Source organism: Protofrankia sp. CiP1_Cm_nod3 (assembly GCF_982290655.1).
The window spans coordinates 966-9,444 of sequence record NZ_CEVIVD010000166.1 but is presented as its reverse complement, the minus strand read 5'-3'; the positions used below and the strand labels follow the sequence as shown (position 1 = coordinate 9,444).

At 69.7% G+C, this 8,479-nt stretch carries 7 protein-coding genes and 2 pseudogenes; 6 read left to right on the top strand and 3 right to left on the bottom strand.

Going from position 1 to position 8,479, the window contains the following annotated elements:
* Positions 1-314: 314 nt before the first annotated feature.
* Positions 315-551, top strand: a pseudogene (locus tag AC5LUJ_RS21210) (IS1634 family transposase); the annotation flags it as partial.
* A gap of 30 nt (positions 552-581) precedes the next feature.
* Here AC5LUJ_RS21210 and AC5LUJ_RS21205 read toward each other — a convergent pair.
* Together AC5LUJ_RS21205 and AC5LUJ_RS21200 are read right to left on the bottom strand one after the other, a co-directional pair.
* Positions 582-818, bottom strand: a complete 237-nt coding sequence (locus AC5LUJ_RS21205) for a Wadjet anti-phage system protein JetD domain-containing protein (protein WP_445548747.1) — start codon at positions 816-818, stop codon at positions 582-584.
* 11 nt (positions 819-829) lie between these two features.
* Positions 830-1,342: pseudogene (locus tag AC5LUJ_RS21200) on the bottom strand (transposase family protein); the annotation flags it as partial.
* A gap of 373 nt (positions 1,343-1,715) precedes the next feature.
* Between AC5LUJ_RS21200 and AC5LUJ_RS21195 the strand changes: the two are divergent.
* The 4 genes from AC5LUJ_RS21195 to AC5LUJ_RS21180 are packed head-to-tail and all read left to right on the top strand — an operon-like array spanning position 1,716 to position 5,503.
* Positions 1,716-2,792 carry a tyrosine-type recombinase/integrase gene (locus AC5LUJ_RS21195; RefSeq protein ID WP_250285755.1) on the top strand — a complete coding sequence of 359 codons (1,077 nt, stop codon included), beginning with the start codon at positions 1,716-1,718 and terminating at the stop codon, positions 2,790-2,792.
* Complete coding sequence (locus AC5LUJ_RS21190; protein WP_250285754.1) at positions 2,789-3,127, top strand: helix-turn-helix domain-containing protein; 339 nt, start codon at positions 2,789-2,791, stop codon at positions 3,125-3,127. Before AC5LUJ_RS21195 ends, AC5LUJ_RS21190 begins: the two co-directional genes overlap by 4 nt.
* Positions 3,124-4,629, top strand: a complete 1,506-nt coding sequence (locus AC5LUJ_RS21185; protein WP_250285753.1) for a site-specific integrase — start codon at positions 3,124-3,126, stop codon at positions 4,627-4,629. Before AC5LUJ_RS21190 ends, AC5LUJ_RS21185 begins: the two co-directional genes overlap by 4 nt.
* A gap of 37 nt (positions 4,630-4,666) precedes the next feature.
* Positions 4,667-5,503, top strand: a complete 837-nt coding sequence (locus AC5LUJ_RS21180) for a PHP domain-containing protein (RefSeq protein WP_250285752.1) — start codon at positions 4,667-4,669, stop codon at positions 5,501-5,503.
* A 313-nt stretch (positions 5,504-5,816) separates the two neighbouring features.
* On the opposite strand, the gene AC5LUJ_RS21175 is transcribed toward AC5LUJ_RS21180, so the two are convergent.
* Positions 5,817-7,454 carry a flavin monoamine oxidase family protein gene (locus AC5LUJ_RS21175; RefSeq protein WP_250285751.1) on the bottom strand — a complete coding sequence of 546 codons (1,638 nt, stop codon included), beginning with the start codon at positions 7,452-7,454 and terminating at the stop codon, positions 5,817-5,819.
* 452 nt (positions 7,455-7,906) lie between these two features.
* Here AC5LUJ_RS21175 and AC5LUJ_RS21170 point away from each other — a divergent pair.
* Positions 7,907-8,479: DNA-methyltransferase (locus tag AC5LUJ_RS21170; protein WP_493465590.1), on the top strand; the 573-nt coding region annotated here is incomplete at its 3' end.

Here is an 8,479-nt window from a genome sequence, read left to right as displayed (position 1 = left end):
GTCCGACGAGGATCGCGGTGCTTCGGTCTGTTCGACGTAGGTCATGCAGCCACTCCCGGACCTCGCTGACGATCTCCAGGCGATAGGTCACGACATGTCCCCTTCGGGGCAGAGGGTTCAGTACCTGAGTGTACTGCGGCCCGGCCATCGCGCGAGCCAGCCGCGTCACTCCGGTCGACGGCCTGGCCAAGACCGCACCGACCCGCTCGCACGGCGACCCGCAGGCGGGACCTCGTACGACTACGACCAACGCCATGCGGCCCAGACCCGGAGGCAACGTGCCCATCGAACGCGCCGCGCTTCTCCTCGACGGGCTGACCGGGATGTTCACCTCGTTGGGGTTCGACGCTCTCCAGGACGAGGTGTTCCGGAACCTGGTGATCGCCAAGCTGGTGGAGCCGACCTCGATTCTGGACACCGGCAGGGTCCTGACGGACCTCGGCGCCGCACCGGCGAGCGAGAAGACGATGCGTCGTGCCCTGCTCCGCGCCCGCCACGGCGGCTACCGCGGCAGGCCCGCCGCGCTGTGCTTCGCCCACGCCGTGGCCGCCAGGGTGGATAAAGCTGTGACGGGCTTGCAGCTACACGAGAGAGTCGCGTGACTGAAGTAGTCGCAGTGCCGCGAGTGCATCCGCGAGCGGGATGCGCTCCTGTTCGAGGCGTCGATGCCGTACCCAGGTGGGGTCGGTAAGGGCACCGTACATGGCGCGTTCGTCGGCGGTCAGGTACGGTACGTCGCGGCGTCTGCCGGGGCCGAGCGGTGTGCTGCGGCGATCGAGTGAGGTACCGAATCGCTCGTACCGTTCGAACGTCACCATGTCCATGAGCACCGTTCCCCGGTCTTCGGGTTGGCCAGCGCCCACAGGATCGGCATGCCCGTCGGGGTGCAGACCAGGTAGAGCTTGAGCCCCCAGTAGAACCGGGAGTGCGACGCGCAGTAGCCGTAGCCGGCCCAGCCGGCCAGCTCCGAGCGTTTCACGGTCGGCCGGGACATCCCGCACGGCACCGGGGTGGCGTCGGTGATCCAGTGGTTGTCGAACCAGAAGTCACTGTCGACGGCGAGCACCCTGATCACCTCCTTGACCAGCGGTAACGCCGTCTTCAGCCGCCGGTTGTAGCCGGACTGGCCCGGCAGGTACGGGAACATCCCGGCCAGGTGTTTGCGGGCGTGGCGTAGCCAGCGTGCTTCGGAGCGGTGGCCGAGCAGGGCTTGGGCGACCGCGAGGCAGACGAGTTCGGAGTCGCTCAGCGTGGGCGGCCGGCCTGTTCGTCGCCTCCCTCCGATCCGGTCGTCGATCTTCACATAGAGTGCGGTCAGGAGGGTTTCCAGGTCTTGCGTCACAACTCGATCTTGGAAGCCCTCTCTCTATTCACGATCACCGCCCGCCCAGCGTTCGGACTTACTCGTCTAGCGGACCGCCCGCGAGCGGCTTAGCGGGACTTTCCGTTCCGATGCTCCAACTAGCGCGAATCGCATCGGATGCGAACACGCGTCACCCTGCATACGAGGTTGCACCGAGGGGCCGTGGCCTGGGCTTTTATGGGTCCGGAACGCGGAGGATCATCGTCTCACGGCGCGCCGCACGGTTGCGCGCGGGCCCCTGATCGGCCGTTTCGCATCAAATGCAAGGATTCTGCATCGGATGCGGATGGGTTGGGGGTTACGGTAGGTGGCGGATCGGGAGTCGGTCGCGGGAGCAGCGGGGTTGTACCTCGTGGCTGGGGTGCCGCTGCTGCGGGCGGACGAGCAGGTGTTCGCGGCGATGATCGAGGGCTGGGCCAGTCAGCAGACGGCCCGCAATCTGGCGGCGGGCACGGTCGAGGGGCGGGTCCGCGCGGTACGGGCGTTCGCTCGGCACGCGGAGGCGTATCCCTGGGCCTGGACGGCAGCGATGGTCGACGACTGGTGCACCGATCTGCGGGCGGTGAGGAACCTGCGCCGCTCGACGCTGCGGAACTACCAGGAGGCGGTCCGGCTGTTCTGCGCCTACACGACCGATCCCGCCTACGGCTGGGCGCAGCGCTGCGAGCAGGAGTTCGGCTCGCACCCGGTGCAGGTCTGCCACGAGTGGAACACCGCGGTGCACGCTCAGCAGGCCGAGAGCGACCCGGGCAAGCGGGCGTTCACGCTCGACGAGCTGCAGGCGTTCTTCGATCACGCAGACGAGCAGGTCAGCCGGATCCGCGCGGCCGGGCGCAAGGGCTGGCTGCCGGCGTTCCGTGACGCGGTGCTGTTCAAGGTCGCCTACTCCTACGGGCTGCGCCGCCGGGAGGTGCGGATGCTCGACCTCGCCGACTTCGGCCGCAACCCGCACGGCCCCGAGTTCAGCGACTACGGCGTCTGCCAGGTCCGGTTCGGCAAGGCCTCGAAGGGTTCGCCGCCGAAACGGCGCAGCGTGCTGACCGTCTGGACCTGGACCCCTGAGATCCTCGACGAGTGGGTGAGCGACTTCCGGCTGCTGCTCGCCCCGGACGGCGGCCCGGCTCTCTGGCCGTCCGAGCGGGCCCCGCGGGTCGCGCTGACGCAGATCAACGCCCGGTTCGCCACCTACCGCGACGCCCTCGGCCTGGACCAGGCCCTCGACGTCCACGCGCTGCGCCGCTCCTACGTGACCCACCTGATCGAGGACGGCTACGACCCGCTGTTCGTCCAGCAGCAGGTCGGCCACGAGCACGCCTCGACGACCGCGATTTATACCTGCGTGTCCTCGGACTTCCGGACGCGCACTCTGCGCCGCGCGCTCGATCAGACCTTGGCCGCGGCTCTGACGCCGACGGAGAAGGCGCGATGACGGTCAGGCGGCAGGTCAGCTACCAATGGCGGCTGCGCGAGGTGATGGCCACCCGCGGCCTTTTCACCATCACCGACCTTGTCCCGCTGCTCGCCGAACGGGGCATCACCCTGTCGGCCTCGCAGGTCCACCGGATCGTCATCGGAACCCCGGAACGGCTCTCGCTGCCGGTGCTCGCCGCGCTCTGCGACATCCTTGAGGTCACCCCGGCCGAGCTCATCGCGACCCGCGCGGTCAACGCCGCGCCGCGACGGGCGGCCGTCGGCGACGGCCCGGCGCCGGTCGACCTGGCCGGTGAGATCCGGCCGAAGCGGGCCCGGCTGCGCCCCGAGTGACGGCCCGGACCGGCCGCTACACCGCTGAGCAGTACGAACGCTGGCACATCCGCGTCTGCGCACGCTGCGCCCGGCGGGCGTCTCTGTCGGCGAACTGGTCGGACGGGCCGATCTGCCGCAGCTGCTACGACCGGGCCGCCCGGACCTACGGCCGCTGCCCCGGCTGCGCTGCCGAACGTCTCCTGCCCGGCCGCCGGGGCGACGGGACAGCGCTCTGCCGGGACTGCGCCGGCATCACCCGCGACTTCTTCTGCTCCCGCTGCGGCTTCGAGGGCCTGCTGCTCGGCGGCCGGCTTTGCGAACGCTGCACCCTCACCGACCAGCTCACCACCGCCCTCGACGACGGCACAGGGAACGTCAGCCCACCGCTGATGCCGCTGCTCGACGCGGTGCGCGCGATGCCCAGGCCGAAAAGCGGCCTGGCCTGGCTGCGCAATGCCCGGGTCCGCGAACTGCTCGCCGACCTGGCCGCCGGGCGCATCGAGCTGACGCACGAGGCCCTGCACCCGCTGCCGAACTGGCGGACCGTCGCCTACCTCCGCGACCTGCTGATGGCCTGCGGCGCGCTGCCCACCGTCGACAAGCAGCTGCTGCACCACGAGACCTGGCTGCACCGCCAACTGACCGAGCTCGACGGCCAGCCCCATGCCCGGCTGCTGCGCCAGTTCGCGACCTGGTCGCAGCTCCCCCGGCTCCGCCACCGGGCGGCAGCGCGCCCGCTGACCACGCACAGCCGCAAGACGGCGGCAGAGCAGTTCACCCAGGCCCGCCTGTTTCTGACCTGGCTCGACGAACGCGGCCGGACCCCGGCCACCCTCGCCCAAGCCGACGTCGACGGCTGGCACGCCACCCACCTCGACCACGCGAAACGTTCCCTGCGGGCGTTCCTGACCTGGGCGATGAGCAGCGGCCAGCTACCCCACCGCGACCTGCCCCGCCTCCGGATCGCCCGCGCCGAGCCACTCACCCAACGCCACCGCCTCGACCTGGTGAAAGCCGTCCTCACCAGCGAGACCGGCACGTCGTCGACCCGCGCGGCGGCCTGCCTGATGCTGCTCTACGCCCAGCCCGCCAGCCGGATCGTGCGCCTCACCGTCGACGACATCACCACCGACGACGGCCAGGTCCTGCTACGGCTCGGCGACCCGCCCGTCCCGGTGCCCGAACCGTTCGCCGCTCTCCTCCTGGCCGCCGCGGCCCAGCGGAGCAACATGAACACCGCCACAAACCCGGACAGCCGCTGGCTGTTCCCCGGCCGCCGCGCCGGCCAGCCGATGCACCCCGGCAGCCTGCTCGACCACATCCGCACTCTCGGGATCCCGAACCAGGCCGCCCGCACCGCCGCGCTACGCCAGCTCGTTTTGCAGGCCCCGGCTCCGGTCGTCGCCCAGGCCCTCGGCTACCACCCGACCACCACCCAGTGGCACCGCGCCGACGCCGGCGGAACCTGGACCCACTACGCCCCAGGTGACCACGGCAGACAGACGCCGACCGCCAGATAGCTCGCCGCGTCGCCGCAACGGTCGAAGGAGAAGAGTCATGCTGCCGCCGGACAATCATGTGCACAGCCAGTGGTCATGGGACGCGCCCGCGGGGTCGATGGAAGATACCTGTCTACGTGCGCTCGAACTCGGGCTGCCCTCGGTGGCGTTCACCGAACATGCTGACCTCACTCCCTGGACCCACAAACCAGACGAGGAGGTCCCAGACGCGTGGCGCCCTCTGCTCGCCGAAGGCGTCCTGACTCCGCCCCCGCTCGACCTGGACGGCTACCGAGAATGCCTGGCGTCGTGCCGGGAACGCCATCCTGAGCTGCGCATCCTGTCGGGCATCGAGCTGAGCGAACCTCACTGGCACACCGCCCGCGCCGAGACGCTGCTCGGCATGGGTCCCTTCGAGCGGGTACTGGCCTCGATCCACTCCGCGCCGGCCGCCGACGGCTCCGGCTTCACCGAGGTCTCCCGCCAGTACATCGATCAGCAACCGGACAAGGTCGTGCGGGCCTACCTGTCCGAGACCATGCGCCTGATCGAGCAGTTCGCGGCGTTCGACGTCCTCGCGCACATCGACTACCCGGTCCGCTCCTGGCCCGCGGACGCGAGGCCCTACGACCCAGACGACTTCGAGGACGAGTACCGCGACGTGCTGCGCTGCCTGGCAACTGCCGACAAGGTCCTCGAAGTCAACACGCGGGTCCCGCTGCACCGCCAGGTGCTGGCCTGGTGGCACGAGGAGGGCGGCCAGGCCATCACCTTCGCCAGCGACGCCCACGACCCTGGCGCACTCGCCCGAGGCTTCCGCGACGCCGCGCGCATGGCTGAGGCTTCGGGCTTCCGCCCAGGCCCAGATCCGCATGCCTTCTGGGGCCGCAGCTGACCCGTCGGGCGATCGCCAGTCCTGCCTCGCCCGCCGGCCGCCCGCACGCGAGCGGTCTCCACACCCCGCAAGCCCTCACAACCAGTGACGGTCAACGGCTCGATCTTGGGAATACAGGCCACCCGAACACGCGATCCTGCCAGTCTCGCGGGCCGTTCCAGCGTTATCTGGTGGTACGGCCTGTTCTCCCAGGTCAGGGCGTTGGGCGACCGTAAGCCAAGTAAGGCAGGTTACCTGGGCATGCGGACCTGGCGGTCAGCAGGTCGCGCGGGGCCCGGACGGCAACGGACCGGGCCCCGCGCGAATGCCGTGGTCAGAGTCCTTGCGTCAGGAAGACGGCGTCCGGGACCTGAACGGTCTCGGGGGCGGTGCGGGGGAGGAGACCGAGGATTTGGGCGGCGACGTACTGCGCCGACATCATGGCTCCCTCCTGCCAGCCGGGCAGCGGGGATGCCTGGTCACCGACGACGTAGAAGCGGCCGTCACCCTCGGGCTGGAGGAGCTGCTTGTAGGCGACCTGGTGGTCGGGGTCGGCCGGGTCCCAGTCGGCCCAGCCGCCGAGCTGGTGGGGCACCTTGTGCCAGGCGATGGTGACGCCCAGGTCCTGGGGCACGGTGGTCTTCTCCAGGAACTCCCGGTGCAGCTGAGCCGCGCCGTCTCGGGCCAGGCGCAGTCGCTCGTCCGGCGCGAGCTTGCCCGTCTCCTTGGCGTTCTCACCGAAGTTGTAGGCCCCGGTGAGGGTGCCCGTCTTGGAGAAGTAGTCGTTGGACGGGTACCAGAACTGGGTGATGGGGTGGTCGGTGAAGTTGATGCCGCCGTAGATCTGGTTGTGGTCGTCCTCCCAGAACCGGCGGTTGGCCTGCCAGCCGACCTTGCATGTCGGCGCGAAGTCCACCGCTTCCACGGCGTTGCGGAACTCCGTGGAGAAGCCGGTCAGCGTGAGCTGCTTCAGCACCGGCAGCGGGATGTTGCTGACGCAGTAGTCGGCCGACGCCGTCAGCTCCTGGCCCCCCGAGTAGTAGGTGATGCTGACGCCGTCGCCCGTCAGGTCGACCGAGGTGACCTCGGCGTTCAGCTGGACCGTCGCGCCATACTCGGTGGTGATCCGTTCGGTGAGAGCGTGGACGATCTTGTCCATGCCGCCGACCGGCTGGAACATCGTGGCCTGCCACATGTAGTCCACGGGCTGGTAGAAGCGGTGCTTCCAGAACTCCGAGGTGACCAGATCGGACAGGGGCAGCGGGGGCGCGGGCGTGGGGTGCTCGTGGACGTCGAGGGGCTCGGCGTAGCCGGAGCGGGTGGAGCCGTGGTACTCACCCTCCTCGTCCAGGTCGCCGAACTTGCGCAGCAGGTCCCGCAGCAGGCCGGTGAACTCGTCGTCCCCGGTCAGGGTGGCGGACAGGAGCGCGGCGAGGTGGCCGCGGGTGTCGTTGGCGACGCGCCGGTTGCGCCAGGGCTGGCCGGGCGGGGTGTGGCCCGCGCGGTGCACGACGTTCGCCGTGGTCTCCATGACGTACGGCTCCAGCGCCACCCCGAGGTCGGTGCAGTACTTCAGCACCCGGCGGTGGTGGTACGGAATGCGGCCGGGGCCGAGGTTGAGGTACAGGCCCGGATCGAAGGCACAGGTGTGGGTCAGCTCCAGACTGCCGCCCTCGCCGTCGAGTTCGTACAGCTTGTCGCCGTTGCGGACGGTGCGGCTGCGGCCGCCGGTTCGGGACTGCGGCTCCAGGACCGTGCACCGGTAGCCGAGCCTACCCAGTTCGTAGGCGGCGGTCAGTCCGCCGATGCCCGCGCCGAGGATCAGCACCGACTTCTCCTCGCCGGCCGCCGCGCGTGGTGCGGCGGCGAAGTCCGGCGCGGCGCCTTCGCCGGAGCTCAGCGGGCCGGCGAGGCCGGACATAGCTGCGTAGAGTGCCTGTGCGGACGGGACAGTCGGCGTGCGCGTGGTCATGGATCACCTTTCGGGTCGGGCGCAAGGGTGCCGCTCCCGGTTCGCCCGGCCCCTGCGAACTGCCCGGTGCAGAAACCCGCAGGTGGGCCACCGAGTGGCGGAGCGTTTCACGAGCGACCACCTATGAAACGGCCTGCGCCATGATCAATCTCAGCGCTAACCACGGTTCCATTGATCCCCGAGGCCGTCATCACCCAGACCGGGTGATGACGGGCGGAGCGGCGTCGGGCCGGGCACGCGGGATATCCGCGGCGGCCGGCCGGGCCGGCGCATCTACGTGGCCTGTTCGCGCAGGTCACGGGGGTGGACCTCCTCCACCACTACTCCAAAAATCTTGACCTCCTCAACGACCTTAAATGGCTACTCAAAGTAATAAAAGATAACGAAAATAACGACGAACCCGACGAACCGGATCTTCACGACCAAGCGGCCCGCCACCGCGGAGGCCGCCCATGAGCGGCGCTCACCAGGCTGATCCCTGGCGCAACACCATCCTCCTTGGCGACGCCCGCACCCGTCTGGCCGACCTGCCGCCGGCCTCCGTGGACTGTGTCATCACCAGCCCGCCGTACTACGGCCTGCGGGACTATGGCACTGCCGGGCAAATCGGCCTGGAAGCCGATGTTGCCAGCTGGGTGGCCGACCTCCGCGCCGTCCTAGCCGAAGTCGCTCGGGTGCTCAAGCCCAGCGGCGTGCTGTGGCTGAACCTCGGTGACGGCTACGCCCGCCATCCCCGGGAAGGCGCCCCGGTCAAGAGCCTGCTGCTCGGCCCGGAACGGCTGGCCCTCAGCCTGCTGGCCGACGGCTGGCGCTTGCGCAACAAGGTCATCTGGGCCAAGACCAACCCGATGCCGTCAAGCATCCGGGACCGGCTGAGCGCCAGCTACGAAGTGGTCTACAGCTTCACCCGGGCCCGGTCGTACTTCTTTGACCTTGATGCCATCCGGGTGCCGCACCGCAGCGCCCAACCACCGCAGGCCAGCGCCACCGGCCGGGCCTATCCCCCGGCTTCGGCCGTGGCAACC